Raw genomic sequence first — 25,779 nt, 5'->3', positions numbered from 1 at the left:
CGATAAGGCTAGGCCACGGAGAACCCAAGGCTCAAGTGCCAGCGGGATTTGCCGCCTCGCCCCGCCTTGCTATGATGCCGAAGGATCATCCGAGGGAGAGGGTCATGTCGCACGTTACGCCGCACTACCTGCAGCGCCTGCCGAACCTGCCACTATCGGACGCCGCCTGGGAGGAGATCGACGCCACCGATTTCGTCGAGATTCCCCTGTTGGGCGTGGTCGCCGCCGGGCTGCCCATGGAGGCCTGCCCCGACAACGAGGCCATCCATGTGCCGTCGCGCATGGTGCGACGCAACACCTACGCCTTGCGCGTGCGCGGCGATTCGATGATCGACAGCAACATCTTCGATGGCGACATCATCATCATTGAGCGCTTCGAGTCGGCCGAGAACGGCGAAACTGCCGTGGTACAGATCAATAACCAGGAAGTCACACTCAAGCGGCTTTATATCGAAAAATCCGGCGTGCGCCTGCAACCCGCCAACGATGACATGCCGCCGATCTATCTCAAGAACGACGATGTACAAGTGCTGGGGCTGGTGATGGGTGTGATGCGTCACGCGACCACGAGTCACTGATGCGCTACGCGATTCCCGACCTCGCATCCGGTGAGTATCGTTACCACGAGATCGAAATCGAGAAAAGCCGCTTCATTACCTGGACGGCTTTCATCCCCGATATCGCCAGTTTCGACGCGTTGCTGGCGCAAGCGCGGGCAGCTCATCCCAACGCTAGTCACCACTGCACGGCCTATATCGCCGGTGCGCCCGGTGAGCAGAACGCCATCGGCTTTTCCGACGACGGCGAGCCCGGCGGTACCGCGGGGCGGCCCATGTATCAGGCACTGGAAGGCTCGGGGCTGGGACAGATCGGCTGCGTGGTGATTCGTTACTTCGGCGGCACCAAACTGGGCACCGGCGGCCTGGTGCGCGCCTATACACAGGCAGTCATCCAGGCACTCGAGGGCCTGCCCCGGCGCTCCTTCATCGAGCGCCGCACGCTGCGGGTACGCATCGATTTCGCCGGCGAGGCCATTGCCCGCGAGTGGCTCACCACGCAGGATGCCCTCATCGAGAGCGCCGATTACGACGCCGACGGCGTGACGCTCGATATCGCCTGGCCACGCGAGCGCGACAGCGACTTGAGCGAGCTGACCTCGCGCCTCAAGGGTCGACTCACTCATCTCACCTTGCCATGAAGCAACGCCAAAGCACCCACTATCGTTTTTCTCATCGTCGGGGGGGTAATGACATAATACCCCGTCCGATTCAGGGGGGGGTTGCAATGACATCGAGGGTAACGGCAGGCACATGACGCAAGTGGCCAGCGGACGCATCGGTTTAGCCCCGATGGAAGGCGTGATCGACGTGGTCACGCGGGACTTGTTGAGCGCCGACGGTGCGCTCGACTGGACGGTGACCGAGTTCGTGCGCGTGGTCGACGCGCGTCTACCGGCGCGAGTGTTCCTGCGTCACTGTCCCGAGCTCGAACACGCCGCTTGCGCGACCTCGAACGGTACACCAGTTCACTTGCAGCTACTCGGCTCCGACCCCGATGCCCTGGCAGCCAACGCAGTGCACGCCCAGGCACTCGGCGCCCGCCAAGTCGATCTCAACTTCGGCTGCCCGGCCAAGACCGTCAATCGCCATGACGGCGGCGCCTCGCTGCTGCGCGACCCTGATTGCGTCTACAACGTCGTGCATGCCGTCCATGAAGCGCTGACGCCCCTGGGGATCGACGTGACGGCCAAGATCCGCCTGGGCTTCGATGACAAGCACTTGGCGCTGGCCTGTGCCGAGGCCGCCGAGGCCGGAGGTGCGGCACACCTGGTGGTACATGCCCGCACCCGTCGCGAAGGGTATCGACCGCCCGCGCATTGGGAATGGATCGGACGCATTCGCGCCCGGCTGACGATACCGGTAATCGCCAACGGCGATATCTGGACACTGGAAGACTATTGGAAGGCACGTACGCTATCAGGCTGCACGGATGTAATGCTGGGACGCGGCATGCTCGCCGACCCCTGGCTGGCACGGCGCATCAAGCATTGGCAGAGCACCGGCGAGCGCTCACCGGAGACGCCCTGGTCAGCACGTGCCGAGATGCTGACGGCCTATGCCCAGCGTATGCGCATGCACCTGCCGGAAAAGATCGTGGTCTCGCTGCTCAAGCAGTGGCTCAACCAGATGCGTGGACGTGACGACGAGGCCGCCAAGCGCTTCAACGTCCTGCGTCGGCGTACCGAGTTGGCAGATTTTCTTGCCGGGCTGGCGCCCTCGCAAGCACGTGCCCTGGTGCCGTCTCCGGCAGTGCCGAACGCGACGATCACGCCTTGACCACTGAATCATCATGTCGCCGAGGCGGTTCGAACGGGCACGCCTCTGCGCCTTCGATGACACACCGGACCGGCATGGGGGACAGCGTGTCAAAGGCTTCCAAGGCCATGACACGATCGCGCCCTGCCCCTTTGGCGGCATACAACCGCCGATCGGCCAACTCCAGCAGCTCGCTTAGCGTCACGGCTTCGTCGTGCACCGCGATACCTTGACTGACGGTCATGCCGAGCGACTTGTCGGGTAGCACCAGGGGCTGGTTGCGCACGACGGCCGCGACGCGCTCGGCGACCGCCATGGCAGCGCCACGCGACGTTTCCGGGAGCAGCAGCATGAACTCCTCGCCACCGTAACGCCCCAGCATGTCACCATCGCGCAGTCCTTGGCGCAGGCAGTTCACCAGATGGCAGAGCGCCGCGTCCCCCGTGGCATGTCCATGTAGATCGTTGAAACGCTTGAAGTGATCGACATCCAGCAACACTACGGCGAAAGGCCGCTTGGCGCGCTGCCAGCGCTCGGCAATGGAGACGATCGCACGACGATTGAGGGCACCGGTCAGCATGTCGTGCAACGCTTCACGGCGATATGCGCGTTCGAGCCGCTCGGTGACGCCTTCCAACCCCATCAGTACGCCGGCGAATAGTACTCCTGTCAGCACGAGATTGACCCACAAAAGCCACGTCGCCACTGCTGGTGATAGCTCAACCGAGGGCGTACCCTGGTGCATGCTCATCAACAACACGCCGATCACGCCCAGCAGCAACAGCGACAACACGATCTTGTAACTGCGCGGAATCGCGCTGATGTGCAGCACCAGCAGTGCCAGGCTCACGTAGAACTCGAAGCCTACACCGGCGCCGTAGAGGCGAATCGCCTCACCAATCAGCAGCAGCATCATGCCCCACAGCAAGGCCGCACCCCAGGCCATGTAGCCTCGATGATGCAGCCCGCGTGCACCGAGTGTCATCAACACGCTGAACACAACGATCAATATCGGACTGGGGCGTCCTAGCCAGACGAACAGCGGCAGCATCAAACCGGCATAGGCCACCAACGCCATGGCATACAGATGGGCGAAGGTATCGAAATAACGACGGTATTCCGGCGGCAGGGGGCAATACGGAGGCAACGATGCGCCTCGGCCTCCCCAGAGACGATAGGTACGTAGCGGCATGATGAACGAATCCCTTTTTATTGCGTTAGGCCACGTCATGCGACGGGCCTCCCCCTGCATCGATTCCCTAGCAAGGTTAGTCATATTCGACGCATCAAAAGGACGATTCGTGTATGAATTTAGCCGCTTTGCAGCATGAAATTCGTCAAACGCCAAATAAGCAAAATGCCATGTTATCGCTTCGTTGCGCTAGGGTATCCGTATTAGATGACACGATATCCACACGGCGTTTCCGGACATCTCACAATGCCGCCGCCGGCCCGATGATCTCCAGGTCACTCATGACCAGCTGATCGCGCCCGGCGGACTTGGCGCGATACAAGCGACGATCGGCCATGTCGATGAGCGCTTGCAATGATGTGACTTCCTTGGCCGCAGCCATGCCCATGGAGAACGTCACCGGGAGGGTCAACGCTTCCAGTCGACACGGCTGGTCGGCCAGGCATCGACGAATGCGTGATGCCACCGCAAGCACATCGTCACGCGTGCTGTCGGGCAAGACGATCAGGAATTCCTCACCGCCCACGCGCCCGAGACGATCGTTTTCGCGCAAGGCGCCACGCACTATATACGCAAGGTGACGCAATACTTCGTCGCCTGCGGTATGGCCATGGGTATCATTGACCTGCTTGAAGTGGTCGGCATCGAGCAGCAGTAGCGTGAAATCCCGCTCCTGCTGCCACAGCATGTCGGCTTCATGAAAGATGGCGCGACGATTGAGCACCGAGGTGAGGTAATCGTGGGTGGCATCGCGCCGGAAATGGTGCTCGCAGCGCTCGGTAATGGCATGCAGCCGCCACAGGATCAGCCCTAGGATCAGGAAGACCATGACCAGGTTGGTCAGGCGGATGTCCTCTCGGAAATCTGCAGTTTCCAGCATCCAGGGGGTGGATTGCGGTGCCATCAAAAGCGTGGCCAGCGCCACGCTACCGATCGTGCTACTCATCACGATCTTGTAACGCGCCGCCATGTCGCTGATCAACATCTCGCAAAGCAGCAAGAAAAAGTAATATTCGAAGCCAGCATCGTGACCAATCAACCACACGCTCAGCGTGATCAACACTAGCGTTGCAGCCAGCTTGACGGTCATTGCCCAGGTCAGTTGCAAGCGCCGGTGTAGCATCAACGCCGCAGCATTGGTCGCCACGCAGGCGAGGTTCAAAACAATCAGCAGCGGAATCTGCAAGCCGATCAGCACGCATGCAAACAACAAATGTCCCAAGCTTGCGAGCACGAAGGTCTGCGCTACCACCTCGTAGCTGCGGCGTTGCTCCAGCGGCAAAACCCCCGGCGCACTGCACGACCATCCCCAGAGCCGCTGCAAGGCCCTTGAAGTCATCTTGGATATCCCTTTCTACCCGCGTACCGTTGCGTGTTTCGCAACGTAGCGTCCTCGCCTCTGCCCACCCTTCTGGGAGGACCTCAGGGCAAGGATCGTTATGTGTCTCCACCGGATGACGGCCTTACCCGCCAGTATCGGTGCCAATATCTGCAAGGATCCGCTTCCAGCGGCATTAGCTAAGAAAGCTTAGTTAATGCACGCCAAAGTGCTAGTAAAACGTAAAGAAATGTTAATCAGTACGATCGCTGGTGAGCGACGCGCGAACATGCGAAAGTTCACACGCCTTGTCCGGCTAGATGCCGGTTTCACACGCTGAAGGATGCCGATCTCCATGCAACGACTGCTGCATCATGACGACCTGGGAAAACTGATTCTGCGCCTGGCCGTGGGCGGGCTGATTCTGCTGCACGGCATCGACAAGCTCCTGTCACCCGCCAGCATTACCGACATCGGCAACATGCTCGACGCCATGGGCGTCCCGGTCTTCCTCGCGTATGGGGTGCTCATCGGTGAGATCGTTGCGCCGTTGATGGCCATCCTGGGTTGGCAGGCGCGCATCGGCGGCCTGTTGATGGCCGGTAACATGCTGGTGGCGTTTGTCCTCGTCCATCGCGACGAGTTGCTGACGCTCAATGCGCAGGGCGGTTGGACGCTGGAATTGCAGGGCATGTTTCTGTGCGGCGCCCTGGCGGTCATGCTCATGGGCAGCGGGCGCCTGGCGATGCAGCCCGACTGATCCGACTCATGCCCTTCAGCGGACACTTTCCAGAGCAGCGAGGCGCGCATCGAGCAATGCCGGAAAGCGCTTGTACCAGGTTTGATTGAGCGGAGAGGGATGCGGCAGCGGCGCCAACTGGAACTCGGCGCTACGCCCATCGGGAAGCGATAGCACGGTGGTATGCAGCGCCTCGAAGCGGTCCTCGCGCGCCCAGAAAGCCTCCAGTTCACGCTTGATCTCGCGCGGCTGACCGATGGCGAACCACAAGAACGCCTCGCGCCCCAGGGTAATCAGAGTGCGGCCTTGCCAGTGCGCGATCAAAAGTGCCGCCATCAAGGGCTGAAAGCGCTTCTTGACCGCCATCGACCACGCCTTGTTGCCGATCGGCTTGTAGGGCACGGTGTTGGCCCAGAAATAACGCCGCCCCACGGTAAGCGAAGCCTCGAAATCGGGCAGCGCTTCCCCGTGCAGATGTTTATACAGCCCGGCACGCACCTTCTGACCGCCGCTGCCCACGAACGGCGCGCCATGCACGACCTCCTGACGACCGGGGTCGCGTCCGAAAAAGCCTACCGGCGCGTCGCGTGGGCCCAGGCCGATGATCGGCTCCAACGGATCGCGCCGATTGGCGAGGTAGACATCACGGTCGATGCCGTCGAGCGTATCGGCTTCACGGCGAAACGCATCGCGCAGCGCCGACGGGAGAGTCACGTCTTGTGCCATACTTGGCATCCTTTCCAGCCCTAGGGAGCCTAAGGGGTCGTGCAGCCTACGGCGGTAGTCGCGTCCCGCCCACCGCAGGGACGGGGCGCGACACGCGGCGACTTACCAGCTGCCGGTGTTCTCCATCGACGCCCACGGCTCCTGAGCGGGCAACGCATCGCCTTTTTGCAACAACTCTACGGAGATGCCGTCCGGCGAACGGACGAAGGCCATGTGGCCGTCGCGCGGCGGGCGGTTGATGGTCACGCCATTGTCCATCAGGTGCTGGCACAGGGCGTAGATATCGTCGACACGGTACGCCAGGTGACCGAAGTTGCGACCGCCGGTATAGGTTTCCGGATCCCAGTTATAGGTGAGCTCGACCTCCGGGGCCTTTTGCTCGCGCGAACGTTCCTCATCCTCCGGCGCGGCGAGGAACACCAGCGTGAAGCGGCCCTTTTCGTTCTCCTTGCGGCGCACTTCCTTGAGGCCCAGCAGGTCACAGTAGAAACGCAGCGAGGCGTCGAGATCGGCGACACGGACCATCGTATGCAGGTACTGCATGGTAAGCTCCTCATGATGTTATGCAGGCTAAACGTCTATGGTAAACCAGCCCACCGGTCACGGCGAATTCATCACCGGCAGGGCGATTCGTCAACACTCCGCGAGGCACACTTCCCATGAGCACGTATTGCGACCATGCCCCCGGCCATCCCTTTCATGGGCCTTACCACGACCACGAATACGGATTTCCCGTGCGTGACGACGACCGGCTCTTCGAGCGCCTGATCCTGGAAATCAACCAGGCCGGGCTCTCCTGGCTGACGGTGCTCAAGAAGCGCGAGGCGTTCTCAATGGCCTTCGATGACTTTGCCGTGGCACGCGTCGCCGCCTACGACGATACGCAAAGGGCGCGTCTGCTCGCGGATGCAGGTATCATCCGCAATCGTCGCAAGGTCGACGCCGCGATTCACAATGCCAACGTCGTGCTCGATCTGCAGGCGTCTCACGGTAGCTTCGCCGCCTGGCTCGACGCGCATCATCCGCTCGCCTTGTCGGAATGGGTAACGCTATTCAAACGCACCTTCCGCTTCACCGGCCCGGAAATCGTCAACGAGTTTTTGATGAGTACCGGCTACCTGCCGGGGGCCCATCGCGAAGACTGCCCGATCCAGCACCAGATACGCGCACAACGGCCGCCGTGGCTGCACACCGCATGAATGCCCACCAGGGACACACCGCCGCAAGGGGAGATCACAGCGCATGGATTCACTGACGCAGGCCTGCCTCGGCGCCGCCATCGGCGGTACCGTGCTGGGCCGCCGTCTAGGACGCAAGGCCGTCATCGCCGGCGCCGTGCTCGGCACATTGCCCGATCTCGACGTGGTCATCGACTACGGCGACGCCGTGGCCGATTACACTTATCACCGAGGTTTCAGTCATTCCCTGTGGGTACTCGGCGCCCTTGCCGTCATATTGACCGGACTGGCCAGAGCAGGCGAGCGTTGGCGTCAAATCTCGCCGCCCATCGGCACCTGGCGCTGGGGCCTACTGTTTGGCGGCTGCCTGCTGACACATCCACTGCTGGATGCCTTCACCACCTATGGCACCCAACTCTGGTGGCCGATGACCACTCCACCGGTGAGTTGGCACAGCATCTTCATCATCGACCCACTGTTTACGCTGCCGTTGCTGGTGGGCGTGGTCGCCGCACTGATCAAGGGCTATTCACCGCGTCTGCTGGGCTGGGGGCTGACGCTCGCCTGCTTTTACCTGACCTTTACCGTCGCCGCCCAGAACACTATAACCGCGCGCATCGGCCCGAGCCTCGCCAACCAAGGACTCGAGGATGCCCCCCGGCTAATCCAGCCGACGCCTTTCAACGCCCTGCTCTGGCGCGTCACGGTAGTCAAGGACGACGTCTACTACGAAGGCATCGTGAGTCTCTTCGACGGTCGCACGCCGGTGGCGCTGACCCGTCTGCCACGTGGCAGCGAATGGCAGGACACCGCACTGGCGACGGCAGCGGGACGGCGTCTTGCGTGGTTCGCCGGGCCTTTCCTGCGCTATCGCACTGAGGAACGCCAAGGCACCACCCAATTGATCGCTACCGACCTGCGGCTGGGCACGCCTGGCTATCACATGTTCAACTTCACGCTTGCCGAGCGCGGCGCCAATGGCTGGCACCCCATCGATAGTCAACGTATCGCCGGCCCACGTCCCGATGGGGCCGCCTTCGCCTCACTCTTCCAGCGCCTGGTCGCACCGCAAGCCAGCGCCTGCCTGCCGCTGGATGACCTCCAGGCGCGGTGCCTTACGCCAGATGCCTCGCCCTGACACACAGAAGGCGGCTCGTCTTGAGCCGCCTTCTGTGTTGTTCAGCTACTGTCATACACGGACGTCAGAGACGTTCCGCCGTGTAATTCGCCACCGCCTGGCGTGCCTCGCCCATAGCGCGTTCACGCACCGCTTCACCCATGTTGAGGCCTTCCGCGTAGATCCAGTCGATATCGCGAATGCCGATCAAGCCCAGCAGACTGCTGACGTGGCCGGTTTGAGTATCCATCTCGGTACCGACGTACTGGCCGCCGCGTGCCGCCAATACCAGCGCGCGTTTCCCCTCGACCAGCCCCACCGGGCCGTTCTCCGTATACTTGAACGTCTTGCCGGCCCGCAGAACGCGGTCGAACCACGCCTTGAGCTGACTCGGGATGCCAAGGTTATAAAGCGGCACCGCCAGCACGATCAGGTCATGCGCCAACATCTCCTCGATCAGCGTATCGGAGCGCGCCGCCAGTTCGTGCTGGGCTGCATCACGTTCGTCGGGAGCAGTCATCCAACTGGCCATTTCGGCGCCGTCGAGATGTGGAAGGTCGAGCGCTACGACATCGCGCTCGGTCAACTGCACATCATCACGCGCGCCGAGCTGCGCCTTGAAATGCGTCGCCAGCGCACGTGATTGACCATGCTCACCGAGGATGGAGGCAGTCACCAACAGAATATTGCGAACGGCCATGCGAAATTCCTCTCATTGGATTCAGGGCAGGTGATGCGAATAGATCTATTATTCGTTGCCCTTTTTGAAAAGAAAAACGCAAAAAACCCCATAAACCATTCGATATAATGAATGAATCCCCGTATACGTCTCAGCGTGTTCGCTCGATGTCCTTGCGAGGCATGATCGTCACCGGGCCTGGCACGAAGAGTGAAAACCGCTCACAGGCCGTCGAGCGCTGCTCACATGCACTGACGGAACAGCGCCTTGAGATCGTCGACGGTCAAGGTCACGGGATTTCCTCCACAGCTGGGGTCCTCGATAGCCATTGCGGCCAAGTCGTCGATGCGCTCCGGGTCGGCGCCGATCTCGGAGAGCGTACGCGGGATACCCAGTTGATGGTTGAGCGCCTGCACGAAGGTCCTGAAACCGTCGAAGCCGCCCTCGATCCCCAGATAAGCGGCCGCCATGTCGAATCGTTCGCGGATATGATCGGCGTTGAACTCCAGTACTGCTGGCATGCAGATCGCGTTGGTGGTGCCGTGGTGGGAGTTGAATACCGCGCCAATCGGATGGCTCATCGCATGGATGGCCCCCAATCCCTTCTGAAAAGCGGTGGAGCCCATCATCGCCGCGCTCATCATATGCGCACGCGCCTCAAGATCGGTGCCATCGGCATAGGCGCGCGGCAGGTACTCCTTGACCAGCCGCATCCCTTCCAGCGCGATGCCCTGACTCATCGGGTGATAATGTGGGCTCGAGAATGCCTCCACGCAGTGGGCAAAGGCATCGAGCCCGGTACCCGCGGTGATCGCCCTGGGCATGCCCACCGTCAGCTCGGGGTCGCAGAGCACCACCCGGGGCAGCACCCTGGGATGGAAGATGATCTTCTTCTCGTGCGTCTCGGTGTTGGTAATGACGCTGGCCCGTCCCACTTCCGAGCCGGTCCCGGCCGTGGTAGGCACCGCCACGATGGGAGCGATCGCCTCGGCATCGGCGCGTGTCCACCAATCGCCAATATCCTCGAAATCCCATACCGGACGCGTCTGGCCGGACATGAAGGCCACCATCTTGCCTAAATCCAACCCCGAGCCACCGCCGAACGCGATCACCCCGTCATGAGCGCCCGCGCGAAAGGCCTCGACCCCTGCCGTCAGGTTGCGCTCGTTGGGGTTGGGATCGACCTCGGCGAAGAGCGCCCGACCCAGTCCCGAGGCCTCCAAGATGTCCAGCGCGGCAGTGGTGATCGGCAGCTCGGCCAGACCGCGATCCGTCACCAGCAACGGTCGAGTGATGCCCGCCTCGGCACAGGCCTCGGGCAACTCCTCGAGCCGGCCGGCCCCGAAGCGAATGGCGGTGGGATACGTCCAGTTTCCCGTCAATGTCATGTCGTCACCTTCTTTAGCCTGTTGTTGTTTTCTTTATCTTTAGGTTGTTGTTTTTTTTAGATAGTAGGACTTGGGGCGTGTCAGGTTGTGATAGCCAATCACCGACAAGCCGCCGCCGCGCCCCGATTCCTTGCAGCCGGTCCAGCACAGCCCCGGGTCGAGATAATCCGCGCGGTTCATGAATACGGTACCGGTCTCGACCTGCTCACCCACGCGCTGGGCACGCTCGATATCGGCCGTCCACAGGCTGGCGGTCAGGCCGAAGCGACTGTCATTCATCAGCCGGATGGCTTCTTCATCACCGCTCACTTTCATGATGCCGACCACCGGGCCGAAGCTTTCATCGCGCATAACGCGCATGTCATGCGTCACCTCGGTAAGGATCTGCGGACTCAGATAAGCGCCGCCGTCATCTTCAAGCTTCGGCGTGACCCTGGCCCTCGCGCCGGCGGCCAGGGCCTCATCGATCTGGCTACGGACCTCGCTGGCGAAGCGGATATTCGCCATGGGGCCGATATCCGTCTCGGCGGCCAGTGGATTGCCAAGCTTGTAGCCCTCGACGACCGCCACCGCCTTGTCGACAAAGGCCTCATAAAGATCCTCGTGCACATAGATGCGCTCTATCCCGCAGCAGCATTGCCCCGAATTGAACATCGCCCCATCGATCAGGGTGGCAACCGCGGCATCGAGGTCGGCATCCTCCATGACATAGCCCGGATCCTTACCGCCCAGTTCGAGCCCTAGCCCGGTAAAGGTGCCGGCCGACGCCTGTTCCATGGCACGGCCGCCACCCACGGAACCGGTGAAGTTGACGAAATCGAACGCTCGATCGGCAAGCAGCGTCGAGGTGGTCGCGTGATCCAGAAAGACATTCTGGAACACCGCCTCGGGCACCCCAGCCGAATGGAAGGCACGCGCCATCCGTTCGCCCACCAGCAGGGTCTGGGTGGCATGCTTCAGCAGTACGCAGTTGCCCGCGATCAACGCCGGCGCCACCGTATTGATCGCCGTCATGTAGGGGTAGTTCCAGGGGGCCACGACCAGCACCACCCCGTGTGGAATGCGCTTGATGTAGCGCTTGACGGTGGCGTCCTCGCCCACCGCGATATCGGCCAGCGCCTCTTCGGCGATGGTCGCCATGTGGCTACCCCGTTCCTCGAAGCCACCGAATTCGCCGCCGTAGCGAACCGGGCGGCCCATCATCTGCGCGAGCTCCGGTACTATCTCGTCGTTCATCGCCCCCACGGCGGCGATTCCGGCCCGCACCAAGTCGATACGCTCGCGGAGGGGACGAGCGGCCCAGTCAGCCTGCGCCGCCCGCGCCCGATCCGCCGCCTGCCGCGCGGCCTCGGGCGATAGCGCCTCACGCTCGGCGAAGACCGCCCCATCGATCGGCGAGATACATCTCAGAACATGACCCATCATCCCCTCCCATTCTCGTTTCTCGTTAGCGCAAGGCCCCAGGCCTCAACACCGCTCGAACCCGCGGGCAACCTCATAATCGGTCACCACCCGCTGGAAGTCCTCGAGCTCCACTTCGGCGGCACGCGCATAATGATCGACCACATCATCACCCAAGGCCTCGCGCAGCATGGTGGAACCCTTCAGAGCCTGCATGGCATCGCGCAGGTTCTGGGGTATCAGGCCGGTTCCCCCCTCGTAGGTATCGCCCACGGCGGGAGGAGGTAGTTCCAGGCCTTCCTCGATCCCCTTGATGCCGGCGGCCAACTGGCCGGCCATGGCCAGATAGGGGTTCAGGTCCGAGCCACCGATGCGACACTCGATGCGCACCGCCTGAGTGCCCTCGGCGCAGAGACGAAACCCTGCGGTACGATTGTCCACCGACCAGACCGTACGCGTAGGTGCGAAGGAGCCCTTCTGGAAACGCTTGTAACTGTTGAGGTAGGGCGCCAGGAAGTAGGTGTAATCAGGCGCGTATTTCAGCAACCCCGCCAGGTAATGCTTCATCACAGCGGACATGCCCAGCGCATCGCTCTCATCATGGAAGACCGGCACCCCCTGCTTCCACAGCGACTGGTGGATATGACTGGAACTGCCCGAATGCGCGTGATGCCATTTCGGCAGGAAAGTCACCGCCCGCCCCTGCTGCCAGGCGATCTCCTTGGCCGCATGCTTGGCGATGGTATGGTAATCCGCCGTATCGAGTGCTTTCGCATAACGAATATTGAGCTCCTCCTGGCCCGAACCAGCCTCGCCCTTGGTGCCTTCTACGGGGATCCCTGCCGTCTGGAGGTGGTTACGCAGCGGACGCAACACATGCTCCTCCTTGGTGGTCTGGAAGATATGATAGTCCTCGTTGTAGCCGCTGATCGGCTGTAGATCGCGAAATCCTCCCTTGCGAAGGTCGTCGAGGCTTTTCTCGAACAGGAAAAACTCCAGTTCGGTGGCCATTATCGCTTCCAGCCCCATCTCCTCCAGTCGCGCCAGTTGGCGTTTGAGGATGGCCCGCGGCGCATGGGGCACCGCAGCGTGGGTGCGATGATCCAGCAGATCGCACAGCACCATCACCGTGCCTTCCAACCACGGCATGGATCGCAGCGTGGCCAGGTCCGGTTTCATGATGTAGTCGCCATAGCCCGCCTGCCAGGAGGCGCTGGCATAACCACCGGGCGTTGCCATCTCGAGATCCGTGGCCAGCAGATAGTTACAGCAGTGAGTCTCGTCCCAGCCATCGTCCACGAAGTGACGCGCATGAAGCCGCTTGCCCATCAGACGCCCCTGCATATCGACAATGCACACGAGCACCGTATCGATCTCACCGCTCTCGACCTTGGTCTTCAGAGCATCCCAAGCCAGCGCGTTGGTCATTTCCGAGGCTCCCAATAGCCATCACCATGATGAGGCACGACCCTCGGTCGTCCCCTTCTACATACGACGCCCCCGGCCAATACCGGGGGATCGATTCATGTAGCGCTGTATCGATAGGGCCTGCCGGCATTGCGCATATCGGCGTTGTACTGCTTGAAGATTGCGACCACTTTGGCCTTGGTCTCAGATTGCGCCGCGATTTCATCCCAGAACTCCTGGGCGGCCGTCTCTACCTGATCCCATTCGTCATCGGGAATCGAGGTCAGCTCCAGCTTGTCACCGTGGACGCGCAGTCTGGCCTCGCCGCCCCAGTACCAGTATTGGCGATGGTAGTGAGACTGCTCACAGCACATCTCGAACAGCATCCTGAGGTCCTCCGGCAGCGCCTCCCAGCGCTCCATATTGACGAAGAAGTGGCCGATCCAGGCACCCGAGATGTTGTTGGTCAGGAAGTAGTTGGTGACGTTAGCCCAACCGACCGTGTAATCCTCGGTGATGCCGGACCAGGCGATCCCGTCCAGCTCGCCGGTCTGCAAGGCCACCTCAATATCCTCCCAGGGCAAGGTCACCGGTACGACGCCGAACCGGGAGAGAAACCGCCCTGCGGTGGGGAAGGTAAAGATGCGTTTGCCCTCCAGATCCTTGAGGCTGCGAATCGGCTCTTTGGTGGCGAAATGGCACGGATCCCAGGCGCCGGCGCTGACATGCTTGACACCAACCTTGGCGTACTCCTCTTCCCAGATTTCCTTGAGCCCGTACTGGTTGAACAGCACCGGCACATCAAGGCTATAACGGCACCCGAAAGGGAAATAGCCGCCGAAGACGGTGACCTCGGTGGGCGACGCCATCGAATCGTCATCCGATTGCACGGCGTCGATGGTGCCACGTTGCAGTGCTCGGAATAGCTCCCCCGTCGGCACCAGTTGATCTGCACTGTACAACTCGATCTGCATGCGATCCCCAGCGATCCGGTTGAACAGGTCGATGGCGGGCTTGGCAACATGCTCGGCCAATGCGGCACCGGCATAGGTCTGCATGCGCCAATTGATGGTCGGCTCGGAGGATGATTGCGCCATGACTCTCGAGGCCAGCGGCACGATGGCCGCACCCGCTGCGGCATTGATCAGAAATTTGCGTCTTGTTGTCATTTTCTCGCTCTCCTGGTGTCACTATCGAATGGCCCTTGGCAGGGCTCTTGTTGCTCGGTCACATTGCTGTCAATTCCCATAAATATAGCCTGGAAGCCAAAGAGCAATCTGTGGAAAGGCCATCACCAGACTCAGGGCCGCCATCATCACCACCACGAAGGGGAGGATGGATAAATAGATGTCACGCAACCCGATCTCCGGAGGTGCCATGGCACGCATCAGGAAAAGGTTGTATCCGAACGGCGGCGTCATGTAGGCGATCTGCGTGGTGATCGTATAGAGCACGCCATACCAGATCAGATCGAACCCCAGTGCCTCGACCAGCGGCACGTAAAGCGGCGCGACAATCACCAGCATGGCGGTATCGTCGAGAAAGGTTCCCATGACGATGAAGCTGAGCTGCATGAGGATCAGAATCACCCAGGGCGAGAGTCCCAGGCGTTCGGTAAACAGGCCCTCGATGGCCTTCACCGCGCCCAGCCCGTCGAATATGGCCCCGAAGGCCAATGCCGCCAGGATGATCCACATGAACATGCAGGAGATGGCCAACGTCTTTCGCACCGACACCTCGAAGACCTGGCGCGTCATTCGTCCCTTGAGGATAGCCGCCAGCAGCGCGGCCACTGCACCGACCGCCGAACTCTCGACCAGGGATGTCCAGCCCTTGACGAAGGGGACCATCATCACCGCAAAGATCACCAGGGGCAGCAGCCCCGCCCTCAGCAGACGCAGCTTCTCGGCCAGCGACACGTTCCGCTCCTCGACGGGAAGGACGGGGCCCAGGCCTGGCTGAAGGCGGCAGCGCACATAGATATAGAGAATGAAGAGCGTCGCCATCATCAGCCCCGGTAGCACGCCGGCTAGCCACAATTGCCCCACGGGCTGGCGCGCGATCATGGCGTACAGCACCAGCACCACCGAGGGAGGCACTAGAATGCCGAGGCTGGATCCCGCCTGGATGACACCGGTGACCATGATCTTGTCGTAACCGCGCCGGAGCAGTTCGGGCAAAGCGATGGTGGCGCCGATCGCCATCCCGGCCACCGACAGCCCGTTCATGGCCGAGATCAACACCATCAGGCCGATCGTGCCAATGGCCAGGCCGCCTTTGACCGGGCCCATCCAGACATGAAACATCCGGTAGAGGTCATCGGCGATACGGCTCTCCGAGAGCACATACCCCATGAAGATGAACATCGGCAGGGTCAGCAGCGGGTACCATTTCATCAGCTTCATCGCCGATGAGAATGGGATGTCGCCCCCACCAGTGCCCCACAGCAGGACGCCTGCCAGGGCGCCGACGAAGCCGATAGCGCCGAAAACACGCTGCCCGGTGAGCAGCATCAGCATCATCGAGCTGAACATGACGATGGCAATCATCTCGTACGACATCAGTCGAACACCCCGCGCAGACGGCCAATATCCCGGAAAAATTCGGCGAGAGACTGAAGGATCATCAGCAACACGCCGAGACAAAGCACGGTCTTGATGGGCCAAAGCCAGGGTCGCCAGGCCGTTGGACTACGCTCCAGAAAACCAAGCTGGTCACCGGCTGCCGCGGGCCCCTCCGTGAAGAAGGTGCCAATGAGGCTGAGAAAGAAGCGGAAGGGCTCATCCCCGAAGTAGCCGAGGGAATAGGCCGTCGATACCAGCCCCCCATAGAGCAGGACGCCGAGATAGAAAATCAGGAAGAAGACCGTGAAGGCATCGACCCACGCCTTGGTCTTCGGGCTCCACTCGCCGTAGAAGAGATCCATGCGTACATTCGAGCCCAGTTGGATCGAGTAAGGTCCGCCCAGCACGAAATACGCCACCATGACGAACTGTGCGGTCTCCAGCGTCCACATCGTGGGTGTCAAAAACACTTTGGAGACCGAGGACCACAACAACACCGCGATCAGCACGAAGATCAGGTACATCGCGATCCGCCCAATGAAGCGGTTCATCGCGTCAATCACGCTGATGTAGCAGAGGATGGCACTAGGCATCGTGCTTACCCTCCCCGAGCACAAGCTCGACACCGATAGCTGACAGCGCCGGCTGGATAAGCTGCATCAGTTCCCGAGCCATGGCGTTGGCGTCTTCCAGAGTGGCCAGCAAGTCGTTACGAATCTCGATCATCACGTTCGCCAAGCCATTGTCGATACCGTGGCGAACCAGCGAATGGGTGACGCCGTCCTGCGGCCCATAGGGCGCGTTGCGCTGGATGCATCGATGAGGCAGGCGATGGGCGTGCGCCAGCATCGCATCGGCCAGACGGCGGTCGGCATCATGCAGAATGCCGATCTCGACCGCGCGCACCCGGCCATGAAAGGTGGGCGTGAAGCTATGCACCGTGATCAGCACGGTGGGGATATTCTGAGCCGTACGCTGTGCCAGCACCTGCGCCACAGCCTTGCAAAACGGGTAGTAGACGGCCTCTACCCGAACGGCTCGCTGCGTTGGCGTCAGATCTCGATTGCCCGGCACCTCGACGATCTCGGAACGCTCCGGCATCGCGCTGGCGGCCTCGGGAGGGCGATTGCAGTCATAGACCAGCCGCGAGACACGGCTAGCCACAAGCGGGGCATTGAGCATCCCCGACAGTGCAACGGCCACATTGCGTGCGCCAGGATCCCATACCGCGTGACTGCGCTGATGGGCGGGGTCCAGTCCCAGTCCCTGATAGTCCTCGGGTATATGGTACGACGCGTGCTCGCACAGCAGGAGAACCGGGCCCTTGGCGTACCGATAGAGGATCTCGATGTTCGGGGATAATTGTTCTAATTCGCTGGACATCATGAATTCTCCGCGACTCTGTAAAGATATAGACGTCGCCAAGACCACGTGTCAATATTTTTTCAAAGGCCGTGATAGCGCTGAAATGTCACGATCAGCACCCGCGCAAAGCCTACCCGGGAGAAAAGTGTGAGAGCGACCGCCAATGCCACCTCAACCGTGCGTGAACTGATCCGAGAGCACTACTCGGTGTTGACGCAAGGGGAACGCAAGTTTGCCAATGCCTTGCTCGATAACTATCCCGCAGCTGGCCTCGCCTCGATCACTATCGTGGCAAGCAACGTGGGCGTGTCGTCTCCCACCGTGGCAAGGATGGTCAAGAAATTGGGGTTCAAGGGTTATCCGGAATTTCACAAAGCACTGTTGCGCGAACTGGAAGCAAAAGGGATCGGCCCCACCAAGAGGCGCGACAATTGGTCATCCGAAGCCCCCAGGATGCATCTGCTCAACCGCTTCTCTCAGGCGGTCACGAATAACCTGCAGCAGACCTTCGCCCATATTGATACCGAGCGGTTCGATCAAGCGACTCGCCAACTGGCCGATGCCGAGAAGCGCCTTTACATCGTCGGCGGACGCATCACCCAGGCCCTGGCCGATTATGCCTTCACGCATTTCCAGGCGGTGCGCCCCGGGGTCACCCATATGACGTCGTCTTCGGGCACCTGGCCGCATTACGTGCTGGACATGAAGCCAGGAGACACCCTGCTGATCTTCGACATCCGGCGGTATGAGACCAACCTGCTGCGCCTGACGGAGATAGTTCAACAGCAGGGTGCGCAAATCGTGCTATTCACCGACCAATGGGGCTCCCCCATTTCGTCGCTCGCCGATTTGACCTTTCACTGCTGGGTAGAGATTCCCTCGGGATGGGACTCCAACGTGGCGACCATGATGCTGCTGGAGACCATGATCGCCGCCGTCCAGGAGCAACGCTGGCCAGACGCCCGAGATCGCTATGAACGGTTAGATGAGTTGTTCGACACGACGCATTTCTTTCGTAAGTTCACCTGACGTCGACTTTCTTAACGGCTTATTGGTCATCCATGACTCACGACATTGCGCGCACCATTCAGCGGATACTCTCGACACCCTGGCCGCAGCCGACCCAAGTACGCCCTGCCTCCTCGACACGCACCCGAACGGGATACGGCTTGCCGCTCATGCTGTCGAAACAGGCTCGCGCCTTGAGCTCGACGGTCACGGGCGCGTCGGCGTCGCCGGCCTTGAGCGTCATGGCGGCCTGATGACCGTTGTCGAGCCGCGTGACTCGATAATCCAGCGTGCGCTTTTGCTCGCCGTATTGCGTGATCAGCGTGAGTTGCGGCGCCTCGCGATCGAGTTCGAGCGTCCAGCCGGGCTCGTTGCCCTGCCCCTTGAAGATTACATTCGGGGCGTCGGCGCGCGTGATCGCTTCGCGACGGGCATCTTGCTGGCACGCCAATTGGCCGTTGTCGCTTTCGACGTGCGCCTCATCGCCCTGTTGGGCGAATATCAGGGTGCCCTTGCGATAGCGTTTACCCTCGGCGACCACGCTACGCTCGAGCGCGTAGTAACCCTGCCCCGACCAGAGCCGCAAGTGCCCCTCGGGTGCCGCCGAGATCAAATCCTGGGCCGGCGTGCAACGCCAGGAGACGAATGCCTCTGCGCCATCGGCAAAAAAGGCACTCGGCAGCAAGGGCGATTCAGGCTCGCTGGAGACATCATCCGGGGCTTCGAGACGTGGCGGAGGCGTGAAGCCATCCCCGGAGGCGTCGCGCACCTGTGGCGGGCCGTCGGAACTGGCGCAGCCACCCAACATGGCAACGCATACCACACCCGACAAGACGTGCCGCGCACGTCGAGACATTCTGGGGAACATTCAGCTTCTCCTTGCTGGTCAGGACCCACCCCACATCAGCGGGGCGTATTGCATGCGATATCGTTCAATCAAAGACGGCCGATAGCATACCAGTCCTCATGCCATGAGAAACGCTGGCGCCACGAGAAACACCGGTACCATACGAAATGCGCCGCCAAGCATCGGCTAGGCGGCGTATTCATGGCATCTCAGCGGGACGCTTACCCGTGGCGGCGACGCAGTTCCTTGGCCGCCTCGACCATGTTCGCCAATGCCGGCTCGACTTCCGCCCAGCCGCGCGTCTTCAAACCGCAATCCGGGTTGACCCAAAGCCGCTCGGCGGGAATCTTCTCGGCGGCTTTTTCCATCAACTGCACCATCCATTCCACCTCGGGAATGTTGGGCGAATGAATGTCATACACCCCCGGGCCGATCTCGTTGGGATAGGCGAAGTCCTGGAAGGCGTCGAGCAATTCCATATCCGAACGCGACGTCTCGATGGTGATCACGTCGGCGTCCAACGCCGCGATGGCGGCGATGATGTCGTTGAACTCCGAGTAGCACATGTGGGTGTGAATCTGCGTCTCGTCGCGAGCCACGGCCGCGCTCAACTTGAAGCTTTCCACCGCCCAGTCGAGGTAGCGCTGCCATTCGCCCTGCCGTAGCGGCAGGCCTTCACGTAGTGCCGGCTCGTCGATCTGAATGATCTTGATGCCCGCCGCTTCGAGATCGGCGACTTCGTCACGCAGGGACAGGGCGATCTGGCGACAGGTAGCATCGCGCGGCTGGTCGTCGCGCACGAAGGACCACTGCAGGATCGTCACCGGCCCAGTGAGCATGCCCTTCATGGGCTTGTCGGTCAGCGATTGCGCGTACTCGCTCCAGCGCACCGTCATCGGGCCGGGGCGGCTCACATCGCCGAAGATCACCGGCGGCTTCACACAGCGCGAGCCGTAACTTTGCACCCAGCCGAAGCGCGTGAAGGCAAAACCATCCAGCAGTTCGCCGAAATACTCGACCATATCGTTACGCTCAGGCTCGCCGTGGACCGGCACGTCGATGTCCAGGGCTTCCTGACGTTCGACGGCGTGGACGATCTCCTCACGCATGCGTGCCTCGTAGGCATCGCGGCTCAATTCACCATTCTTGAAGGCACGGCGCGCGGCGCGGATGTCCTGCGTCTGCGGGAACGAACCGATGGTAGTGGTCGGGAACAGCGGCAGGTCGAGATGACGAAGCTGAGCCTTGGCGCGTGCACCGTAAGGACTCGGGCGCTCGGCGTCGGCGGCGGACGTACCCGCCAGGCGCTCGCCCACGGCGGGTTTGTGAATGCGTGGGGAGTTGCGGCGTGACTCCAGCGCTTGCGTGGCGGCTTCCAGACGCGCCGTGTCCTCGCCCGTGGCACGCCCGTCGAGCAAGTGTGCCACGGTGACGATTTCATCGAGCTTCTGGCGGGCGAAGGCCAGCCAACTCTTGAGCTCGTCGTCGAGATCGGTTTCCGCCTCGAGGTCCACCGGCACGTGCAGCAGCGAGCAGGAGGCCGAGATCCACAGACGCTCGCCGAGGCGCGCGCGGGCCACTTGCAGGCGCTCGCGCAGCGCCGCCAGATCGGCGCGCCAGATGTTGCGCCCGTCGATGGCGCCGATGGACAGCACTTTATAGGTGGGAAGGCGGTCGAGCACCGCATCGAGCTGTTCGGGCGCGCGGACCGTATCGATGTGCAGCCCGGCGACCGGCAATCCGGCAGCCAGGCCCAGGTTGTCGCCCAGGGCGCCGAAATAGGTCGCCACCAGAAGCTTGACTCGCGCGGACTGCAACTTGTTGTAAGCGGCCTCGAAGGCCTGACGCCAGTCGCGGGGCAAGTCCTGCACCAGCGCCGGCTCGTCGAGCTGTACCCATTCGACGCCCTGCGCGGCCAAACGCTCGAGGATCTCGCCATACACCGGCAACAACGCATCGAGCAGGGTCAGACGATCGAGCCCCTCGCTTTTTTCCTTGGCCAGCCACAACCAACTGATGGGCCCCAGCAACGCCACCTTGACCGGGTGCCCCTCAGCCTGGGCTTCGGCAACCTCGTCGAACAACCGCGTGGAGGCCACTCGGAAGCGTTGATCGGCATGCAGTTCGGGGACCAGGTAGTGGTAGTTGGTATCGAAATACTTGGTCATCTCACAGGCCGCCGCGGGCTCGCCGGTGGGTGCCCGACCACGCGCCATGCGGAACGTCGTGTCCAGGTCGACGTCGCCTTCGACGGCCCCGAAACGCGGCGGTACCGCACCCAGCAGCGCGCTGACATTGAGCACCTGGTCGTAGAAAGCGAAGTCGCCCACGGTGACAAGATCAAGCCCCGCATCGCGACTGGCTTGCCAGTGTGCGGCACGCAGCGCCTTGCCGCGTTGCTCTAGCGCGGCCTGATCGATATCGCCTTTCCAGTAGGCCTCGACGGCCTTTTTCAACTCACGGTTCGCGCCAATGCGCGGATAACCCAGAATGTGTGCCAGCGCCATCGTGTTTCCCCTTGCGGTATGCGGCTAGAATAAGTGCCTTCGTGTTCACGGCGTCGCAATGCCGTGATGTGCTGGCGGGCAGTCTCGCTGGCGGTAGTGCGTGAATCAAACTAAATTAACTAATCATCAAAATGAACGGCACTCATACACCATGCTCGAGCTTCGCCATCTCCGCACCTTGATCGCACTCCGTGACGCCGGCTCGCTCGTCGAGGCCGCCGAACGTGTGCATCTCACTCAATCGGCGCTCTCGCATCAGATCAAGGATCTCGAGGAGCGCCTGGACACGCCCCTTTTCCAGCGCAAGACACGTCCGGTCACCTTCACGCGGGCGGGCGAGCGCCTGCTCACGCTGGCCGAGCAGATCCTGCCACAGATCCGCATGGCGGAACGCGATCTGGCACGCCTGGCCGGCCATGAACAAGGACGCTTGCACATGGCCATCGAATGCCATAGCTGCTTTCAGTGGTTGATGCCGACCATCGATCACTTTCGCGATCACTGGCCGGAAGTCGAGGTCGATATTCCCAGCGGCTACAGTTTCGATGCCTTGCCCTCGCTGGCGCGGGAATCGCTGGATTTGGTGATCACTGCCGATCCCCAACCGCTGGCCGGCATTCATTACGAACCCCTGTTCCGCTACGAAGGGCTACTGGCGGTGGGCAAGCAACACCCGCTGGCACGTCACGACTGGGTCACGCCGGCACAACTGGCCTGCGAGACACTGATCACCTATCCGGTCGAGCACACACGCCTCGACGTCTTCACCCAGTTCCTGACACCCGCAGGCTTCACGCCAGCCGAGGTGCGCACCGCCGAGTTGACGATCATGATGATGCAATTGGTCGCCAGCGGACGCGGGGTCTGCGCGCTGCCCAACTGGGCACTCACCGAGTACCTGGAACGCGGCTATGTGCGCGCCCTGCATCTCGGCGAGCAAGGGGTGTGGAGCACGCTGTTCGCGGCCATTCGCGAGGAAAGCCGCGACGAACCATGGATGGAGGACTTCCTGCGCACCGCGCGCGAAACCTCCTTCGCGGTACTGGAAGGGATCAAGCCGGCGTAGCCACACGTCTCGTCACCATGCGTCCACGTCGGCGCTTGCGACATGCAATCGTCCGGCGAGTGCGATGTCGATCAGGCATCGTCCGCGCGGCGCGTTCGAGCGTGGCGCGGATCGCCCTGGAGGAGATCCGGGGTCGGCAACAATAGACTGAAGCGCGCCCCACCGAGCCGCTGGCTACGCTCGACCACGACGCTGCCGCCATGCCAGGCCATGATTTTCTGCACGATGGAGAGCCCCAGGCCATAACCGCCGGAACGCCGCGTGCGACTGTCGTCGAGGCGCGCGAAGGGTTTGAAGATCAGCAGGCGATCGGCTTCGGGGACCCCCGCACCGTCGTCCTCGACATCCAGGCGCACGGCGCGCGCTTCCCGCGTCACGCTCACATGAACATGCCCTTCCGCATGGCGGCAGGCATTGGCCACGAGATTGGAAAGCGCGCGTTGCAGATAGCGCGGATCGGCCTCGACGTCGACGTCATCGCCTTCCAGCACCTGCAGACGCAAATGCGCGTGCAGCGGTGCCAGAGTATCGACCACGCGATGGGCCATGCCGCGACAATCGGTGGTCTCGGTGGCGAGCTGGATGCCCTGGGCGCTGTCACTGCCCAGGCGGGCGTAGGTCAGAATCTCGTCGACGAGCTGATCGAGTTCCTCGATGTCGCCGTCGATATCCTGCAACTGGCGCCGCACCACGGGCTCATCGGTCATGTCCTCGACCATCTGCACCGCAAAGCGGATACGTGCCACCGGGGTGCGCAATTCATGGGAGACGGCGCGGATCATTTCCTGCTGTGTGCGCAACAACGACTGCACTTGGGCCGCCATGCCATTGAAGGCCATCCCCAGCCGTCCGAGAAAGTCGCTGCTCTCGACCTTGACCCGCGTATCCAGATGCCCCCCGGCGATGCGCGTAGCGGCACGTTCCAGGCGCTCCACGCGCCCTTCCACGCCGCGCACTACGAAATAAATGGTGCCCGCCAGCACCAGCAACATGATGCTCAGCAGCGCCAGCGCCAACGAGATAGGCATCGGCTCGAAGGATGGGATGGGGCCGATATTGAGCCAGCGATCCGCCCCCAGCCGCGCATGCACATACAAAACGCCGCGCCCCGGCTCGAGGCGCACCACGACTTCTCCGCCTTCGAGACGCGCCCGTTGAATGGGGTCGACACCCGAGGGCAGCGTCAGCGACACCTCCAGGGGAATCTTGAAGGCATGCTGCAAACGCGCCAAGCGTTCGGCGCTCTCGTCTTGAGAGACGCCGCTGAGCCACGTTCGCAGTGCTTCGGTCGCGCCGCGTAGCTGCATCTCCTGGAGCCCACCGACACGCACTTCCAACAGCCAAGGCGTATCCGGAAGGTGCTGCAGCACCGACCATGCCGCGTCGTGACGCTCAATCAACGGGCGACCTTCCTTGAGCCGCGAGCGGTCGAAGTAACTCAGCGATACGTCATCGATGGGATGCAGCGCCATGGGCACGCCCAACGTCGATGACATCGATGCCAGCCATTCATCGCGCTTATCGGCCGGTTGCTCAGCAACCAACTCTGCCAGCACCTGCATCGGACCGCTGGCCAAACGCTCGCGGTAATTTTCCTGGCGCACCTGATCGACCATCAGGTAACCCAGCAACGCGAGTCCGAATGTCAGCACCAACGCCAGCAGTAGCAAAACGTACACGCGCAGGAAGGTACTGTCCGACAGGGTTCGCCGCATCAACGTTAGCTATCCTTGACGAACAGATACCCTTTACTGCGCACGGTCTTGATTCGGTGCGGTTGATTGGGATCGTCGCCGATCTTGGGCCGAATACGCGAGACCCGCACATCGATGGAGCGATCCTGGCCGTCATACTTGATGCCCCGCAACTGCGAAAAGATTTCCTCGCGGGTCAGCACGTGGCCGGCATTGTCGGCCAAGAGCCACAACAGGTCGAATTCGGCACTGGTCAAGTCGATACGCTCGTCGTTTAACCAGGCCTCGCGCGTGGCACTGTCGATGAGCAGGTCGCCGAAGTTCAACCGGGTAGCACCGCTGGCGGCGTCCAAGGCGTCAGCACGACGCAGCAGGGCACGCATGCGCGCCAACAGCACGCGCGGCTGCACCGGCTTGGGCACATAGTCGTCGGCCCCCATTTCAAGGCCAAGCACCTGGTCCATATCGTCGGTACGCGCAGTCAACATGAGAATGGGGCCGGCATACTGGCCACGCACGCGACGGCAGATGGAAAGGCCATCCTCGCCGGGCAACATGAGATCGAGAATGACCATGTCCGGCTGTTCGTCGAGGATGCGTTCCACGGCACGTGCGCCGTCATATTCCAGATCGACCTGGAATTCATTCGCCTCGAGATATTCTCGCGTCAGATGCGCCAGACGCTCGTCGTCCTCTATGATCAGGACGTGATCGTGATGTCTGCTGCTGTCCAAGCTGTCATCCATCCCTTTACATTAATGCCATGAAGCCCTGCCTACCTTCGGCCTTGTCGTGCGAGTTCCGTTCGTCTTTATTTTGTATTCGTTGCGCTATCCAGGGAGACTCCGCCGGAATAAGCGGCGCGACAAAGGCGTGCATGCCGCCACTCCCTACCATAGCGGATAGCGAGCGATGATACCCGAATTCACTCTCGAGTAGCTGTCGAGCATCATAGAGATCGCCACGCTGATTGAAAAATCGTCGCGTGGCAGCGAGTTATAGATTTCTTGACGAAGCGCAAGAATAACCCCCAGAAGAGACACAGACTATCCACAACTTATCCACTTGCGACCCCCGAGAAACAGCTCTATCTTGTGCTCATCATCAAGACCTCCCCCATATATAGGGATCACCGTATTTCGCGTGCATGTCCCGAATGGGCCTCTTCAGGCACGAAAATGCCGAGACAAGGCGGTTAATTCGATCATCGTCGCCATAACGCTCGACTTCTCGCGATGCGACATGAACGGCGGCACTCTTTCCCTTGG

General features: G+C 61.6%; 24 protein-coding genes. 8 read left to right on the top strand and 16 right to left on the bottom strand.

Going from position 1 to position 25,779, the window contains the following annotated elements; genetic code table 11:
- Window positions 1-104: 104 nt before the first annotated feature.
- The 3 genes from RVY79_RS11880 (at window position 105) to RVY79_RS11870 (ending at window position 2,336) form a co-directional block, all read left to right on the top strand.
- The gene (locus RVY79_RS11880; protein ID WP_317464399.1) at window positions 105-578 is read left to right on the top strand and encodes a LexA family transcriptional regulator; all 474 of its coding nucleotides are present in this window, start codon (window positions 105-107) and stop codon (window positions 576-578) included.
- Window positions 578-1,198 carry an IMPACT family protein gene (locus RVY79_RS11875; protein ID WP_317464398.1) on the top strand — a complete coding sequence of 207 codons (621 nt, stop codon included), beginning with the start codon at window positions 578-580 and terminating at the stop codon, window positions 1,196-1,198. The genes RVY79_RS11880 and RVY79_RS11875 overlap by 1 nt, the downstream gene beginning before the upstream one ends.
- Window positions 1,199-1,310: 112 nt before the next feature.
- Window positions 1,311-2,336, top strand: coding sequence for a tRNA-dihydrouridine synthase family protein (locus tag RVY79_RS11870; protein WP_317464397.1), 1,026 nt, complete (start codon window positions 1,311-1,313; stop codon window positions 2,334-2,336).
- On the opposite strand, the gene RVY79_RS11865 is transcribed toward RVY79_RS11870, so the two are convergent.
- A complete protein-coding gene (locus RVY79_RS11865; protein WP_317464396.1) occupies window positions 2,326-3,507 on the bottom strand; it encodes a GGDEF domain-containing protein in 1,182 nt (393 codons plus the stop codon). The two genes, RVY79_RS11870 and RVY79_RS11865, sit on opposite strands and share 11 nt — an antisense overlap.
- A gap of 241 nt (window positions 3,508-3,748) precedes the next feature.
- Complete coding sequence (locus tag RVY79_RS11860; RefSeq protein WP_317464395.1) at window positions 3,749-4,846, bottom strand: GGDEF domain-containing protein; 1,098 nt, start codon at window positions 4,844-4,846, stop codon at window positions 3,749-3,751.
- 334 nt (window positions 4,847-5,180) lie between these two features.
- Between RVY79_RS11860 and RVY79_RS11855 the strand changes: the two genes are divergently transcribed.
- A complete protein-coding gene (locus RVY79_RS11855) occupies window positions 5,181-5,585 on the top strand; it encodes a DoxX family protein (RefSeq protein ID WP_317464394.1) in 405 nt (134 codons plus the stop codon).
- A gap of 15 nt (window positions 5,586-5,600) precedes the next feature.
- Here the strand turns inward: RVY79_RS11855 and RVY79_RS11850 are convergent, their stop codons facing one another.
- Both RVY79_RS11850 and RVY79_RS11845 read right to left on the bottom strand, forming a co-directional pair.
- Entirely contained in the window at window positions 5,601-6,290 is a 690-nt protein-coding gene (locus tag RVY79_RS11850; RefSeq protein ID WP_317464393.1) for a uracil-DNA glycosylase family protein, read from the bottom strand.
- A 102-nt stretch (window positions 6,291-6,392) separates the two neighbouring features.
- Window positions 6,393-6,833 carry a VOC family protein gene (locus tag RVY79_RS11845; RefSeq protein ID WP_317464392.1) on the bottom strand — a complete coding sequence of 147 codons (441 nt, stop codon included), beginning with the start codon at window positions 6,831-6,833 and terminating at the stop codon, window positions 6,393-6,395.
- Window positions 6,834-6,949: 116 nt separating this feature from the next.
- Between RVY79_RS11845 and RVY79_RS11840 the strand changes: the two genes are divergently transcribed.
- Window positions 6,950-7,489, top strand: a complete 540-nt coding sequence (locus RVY79_RS11840; protein ID WP_317464391.1) for a DNA-3-methyladenine glycosylase I — start codon at window positions 6,950-6,952, stop codon at window positions 7,487-7,489.
- 43 nt (window positions 7,490-7,532) lie between these two features.
- On the top strand, window positions 7,533-8,606 hold the full coding sequence (locus tag RVY79_RS11835) for a metal-dependent hydrolase (protein WP_317464390.1): 1,074 nt from the start codon (window positions 7,533-7,535) through the stop codon (window positions 8,604-8,606).
- A gap of 64 nt (window positions 8,607-8,670) precedes the next feature.
- Here the strand turns inward: RVY79_RS11835 and RVY79_RS11830 are convergent, their stop codons facing one another.
- From RVY79_RS11830 to RVY79_RS11795, 8 genes are all read right to left on the bottom strand, one after another.
- Window positions 8,671-9,285: an FMN-dependent NADH-azoreductase gene (locus RVY79_RS11830; protein ID WP_317464389.1), complete on the bottom strand. Its 615-nt coding sequence runs from the start codon at window positions 9,283-9,285 to the stop codon at window positions 8,671-8,673.
- A 221-nt stretch (window positions 9,286-9,506) separates the two neighbouring features.
- The gene (locus RVY79_RS11825) at window positions 9,507-10,652 is read right to left on the bottom strand and encodes an iron-containing alcohol dehydrogenase (RefSeq protein ID WP_317464387.1); all 1,146 of its coding nucleotides are present in this window, start codon (window positions 10,650-10,652) and stop codon (window positions 9,507-9,509) included.
- Between the two features lie 39 nt (window positions 10,653-10,691).
- Entirely contained in the window at window positions 10,692-12,074 is a 1,383-nt protein-coding gene (locus tag RVY79_RS11820; protein ID WP_317464386.1) for an aldehyde dehydrogenase family protein, read from the bottom strand.
- 45 nt (window positions 12,075-12,119) lie between these two features.
- Window positions 12,120-13,481, bottom strand: coding sequence for a glutamine synthetase family protein (locus tag RVY79_RS11815; RefSeq protein WP_317464384.1), 1,362 nt, complete (start codon window positions 13,479-13,481; stop codon window positions 12,120-12,122).
- Window positions 13,482-13,576: 95 nt separating this feature from the next.
- Window positions 13,577-14,629, bottom strand: coding sequence for a TRAP transporter substrate-binding protein (locus tag RVY79_RS11810; protein ID WP_317464383.1), 1,053 nt, complete (start codon window positions 14,627-14,629; stop codon window positions 13,577-13,579).
- Between the two features lie 69 nt (window positions 14,630-14,698).
- Window positions 14,699-16,021, bottom strand: a complete 1,323-nt coding sequence (locus RVY79_RS11805) for a TRAP transporter large permease subunit (protein ID WP_317464381.1) — start codon at window positions 16,019-16,021, stop codon at window positions 14,699-14,701.
- Entirely contained in the window at window positions 16,021-16,617 is a 597-nt protein-coding gene (locus RVY79_RS11800; protein ID WP_317464380.1) for a TRAP transporter small permease subunit, read from the bottom strand. Before RVY79_RS11800 ends, RVY79_RS11805 begins: the two co-directional genes overlap by 1 nt.
- Entirely contained in the window at window positions 16,610-17,410 is an 801-nt protein-coding gene (locus tag RVY79_RS11795) for an N-formylglutamate amidohydrolase (RefSeq protein WP_317464379.1), read from the bottom strand. Before RVY79_RS11795 ends, RVY79_RS11800 begins: the two co-directional genes overlap by 8 nt.
- 126 nt (window positions 17,411-17,536) lie before the next feature.
- Here RVY79_RS11795 and RVY79_RS11790 point away from each other — a divergent pair, with 126 nt between their 5' ends.
- Window positions 17,537-18,418 (top strand): MurR/RpiR family transcriptional regulator, encoded by an 882-nt coding sequence (locus RVY79_RS11790; protein ID WP_317464378.1) that lies wholly within the window; start codon window positions 17,537-17,539, stop codon window positions 18,416-18,418.
- 58 nt (window positions 18,419-18,476) lie between these two features.
- Here RVY79_RS11790 and RVY79_RS11785 read toward each other — a convergent pair whose 3' ends face one another.
- Window positions 18,477-19,265: a C-type lysozyme, inhibitor gene (locus tag RVY79_RS11785; RefSeq protein WP_317464377.1), complete on the bottom strand. Its 789-nt coding sequence runs from the start codon at window positions 19,263-19,265 to the stop codon at window positions 18,477-18,479.
- 200 nt (window positions 19,266-19,465) lie between these two features.
- Window positions 19,466-21,751, bottom strand: coding sequence for a 5-methyltetrahydropteroyltriglutamate--homocysteine S-methyltransferase (metE, locus tag RVY79_RS11780; RefSeq protein WP_317464375.1), 2,286 nt, complete (start codon window positions 21,749-21,751; stop codon window positions 19,466-19,468).
- Window positions 21,752-21,902: 151 nt separating this feature from the next.
- Here metE and RVY79_RS11775 point away from each other — a divergent pair, with 151 nt between their 5' ends.
- Window positions 21,903-22,817, top strand: coding sequence for a LysR family transcriptional regulator (locus tag RVY79_RS11775; RefSeq protein ID WP_317464374.1), 915 nt, complete (start codon window positions 21,903-21,905; stop codon window positions 22,815-22,817).
- A 71-nt stretch (window positions 22,818-22,888) separates the two neighbouring features.
- Here the strand turns inward: RVY79_RS11775 and RVY79_RS11770 are convergent, their stop codons facing one another.
- Window positions 22,889-24,532 (bottom strand): ATP-binding protein, encoded by a 1,644-nt coding sequence (locus tag RVY79_RS11770; RefSeq protein WP_317464587.1) that lies wholly within the window; start codon window positions 24,530-24,532, stop codon window positions 22,889-22,891.
- A 5-nt stretch (window positions 24,533-24,537) separates the two neighbouring features.
- Window positions 24,538-25,257 (bottom strand): response regulator, encoded by a 720-nt coding sequence (locus tag RVY79_RS11765; protein WP_317464373.1) that lies wholly within the window; start codon window positions 25,255-25,257, stop codon window positions 24,538-24,540.
- Between the last annotated feature and the right edge of the window lie 522 nt (window positions 25,258-25,779).

The sequence above is a fragment of the Chromohalobacter sp. HP20-39 genome, assembly GCF_033052815.1.
Classification (GTDB): Bacteria; Pseudomonadota; Gammaproteobacteria; order Pseudomonadales; family Halomonadaceae; genus Chromohalobacter.
Note: the sequence above shows the minus strand (reverse complement) of the source record. Positions and strands in the feature narration are given on the sequence as shown.

Bases quoted from the DNA above. Each gene is read 5' to 3' on its own strand.
- RVY79_RS11880 (WP_317464399.1), top strand. From the start codon at position 105: ATGTCGCACGTTACGCCGCACTACCTGCAGCGCCTGCCGAACCTGCCA.
- RVY79_RS11875 (WP_317464398.1), top strand. From the start codon at position 578: ATGCGCTACGCGATTCCCGACCTCGCATCCGGTGAGTATCGTTACCAC.
- RVY79_RS11870 (WP_317464397.1), top strand. From the start codon at position 1,311: ATGACGCAAGTGGCCAGCGGACGCATCGGTTTAGCCCCGATGGAAGGC.
- RVY79_RS11865 (WP_317464396.1), bottom strand. From the start codon at position 3,507: ATGCCGCTACGTACCTATCGTCTCTGGGGAGGCCGAGGCGCATCGTTG.
- RVY79_RS11860 (WP_317464395.1), bottom strand. From the start codon at position 4,846: ATGACTTCAAGGGCCTTGCAGCGGCTCTGGGGATGGTCGTGCAGTGCG.
- RVY79_RS11855 (WP_317464394.1), top strand. From the start codon at position 5,181: ATGCAACGACTGCTGCATCATGACGACCTGGGAAAACTGATTCTGCGC.
- RVY79_RS11850 (WP_317464393.1), bottom strand. From the start codon at position 6,290: ATGGCACAAGACGTGACTCTCCCGTCGGCGCTGCGCGATGCGTTTCGC.
- RVY79_RS11845 (WP_317464392.1), bottom strand. From the start codon at position 6,833: ATGCAGTACCTGCATACGATGGTCCGTGTCGCCGATCTCGACGCCTCG.
- RVY79_RS11840 (WP_317464391.1), top strand. From the start codon at position 6,950: ATGAGCACGTATTGCGACCATGCCCCCGGCCATCCCTTTCATGGGCCT.
- RVY79_RS11835 (WP_317464390.1), top strand. From the start codon at position 7,533: ATGGATTCACTGACGCAGGCCTGCCTCGGCGCCGCCATCGGCGGTACC.
- RVY79_RS11830 (WP_317464389.1), bottom strand. From the start codon at position 9,285: ATGGCCGTTCGCAATATTCTGTTGGTGACTGCCTCCATCCTCGGTGAG.
- RVY79_RS11825 (WP_317464387.1), bottom strand. From the start codon at position 10,652: ATGACATTGACGGGAAACTGGACGTATCCCACCGCCATTCGCTTCGGG.
- RVY79_RS11820 (WP_317464386.1), bottom strand. From the start codon at position 12,074: ATGGGTCATGTTCTGAGATGTATCTCGCCGATCGATGGGGCGGTCTTC.
- RVY79_RS11815 (WP_317464384.1), bottom strand. From the start codon at position 13,481: ATGACCAACGCGCTGGCTTGGGATGCTCTGAAGACCAAGGTCGAGAGC.
- RVY79_RS11810 (WP_317464383.1), bottom strand. From the start codon at position 14,629: ATGACAACAAGACGCAAATTTCTGATCAATGCCGCAGCGGGTGCGGCC.
- RVY79_RS11805 (WP_317464381.1), bottom strand. From the start codon at position 16,021: ATGTCGTACGAGATGATTGCCATCGTCATGTTCAGCTCGATGATGCTG.
- RVY79_RS11800 (WP_317464380.1), bottom strand. From the start codon at position 16,617: ATGCCTAGTGCCATCCTCTGCTACATCAGCGTGATTGACGCGATGAAC.
- RVY79_RS11795 (WP_317464379.1), bottom strand. From the start codon at position 17,410: ATGATGTCCAGCGAATTAGAACAATTATCCCCGAACATCGAGATCCTC.
- RVY79_RS11785 (WP_317464377.1), bottom strand. From the start codon at position 19,265: ATGTTCCCCAGAATGTCTCGACGTGCGCGGCACGTCTTGTCGGGTGTG.
- metE (WP_317464375.1), bottom strand. From the start codon at position 21,751: ATGGCGCTGGCACACATTCTGGGTTATCCGCGCATTGGCGCGAACCGT.
- RVY79_RS11775 (WP_317464374.1), top strand. From the start codon at position 21,903: ATGCTCGAGCTTCGCCATCTCCGCACCTTGATCGCACTCCGTGACGCC.
- RVY79_RS11770 (WP_317464587.1), bottom strand. From the start codon at position 24,532: ATGCGGCGAACCCTGTCGGACAGTACCTTCCTGCGCGTGTACGTTTTG.
- RVY79_RS11765 (WP_317464373.1), bottom strand. From the start codon at position 25,257: ATGGATGACAGCTTGGACAGCAGCAGACATCACGATCACGTCCTGATC.